The 310-nt window shown below is 36.8% G+C and carries 1 protein-coding gene; it reads right to left on the bottom strand.

From position 1 onward, the window contains the following. Positions 1 to 310: GDP-mannose 4,6-dehydratase (locus ACTJK5_RS23180; RefSeq protein WP_440613343.1), on the bottom strand; the 310-nt coding region annotated here is incomplete at both ends.

Here is a 310-nt window from a genome sequence, read left to right as displayed (position 1 = left end):
AAATTCTGCTTCCAACCCATCGGATAGAGAAACTGTTGGAGAATATTGCAGTAATGTATTGGCCTTAGATATATCTGCCCATGTTTGCTTCGGTTCCCCAGGAACTGATTTTAGAAATTTTTTGGTTGCTGATTTCCCTGATATTTTTTCTAAAATAGAAATGATGTCTAAAATGGAAGCCTGTTCCTTTCCACCGATATTGATAACTTCACCTATTATACTTTTTTTGGTCTCTAAAGCTGCCACCGTTCCTCGTATACAGTCATCAATATAGGTGAAATCGCGTGTTTGTGTTCCATTACCAAATATT

It is taken from the genome of Agrobacterium sp. 22094 (assembly GCF_052046015.1).
Classification (GTDB): domain Bacteria; phylum Pseudomonadota; class Alphaproteobacteria; order Rhizobiales; family Rhizobiaceae; genus Agrobacterium; species Agrobacterium cavarae.
Note: the sequence above shows the minus strand (reverse complement) of the source record. Positions and strands in the feature narration are given on the sequence as shown.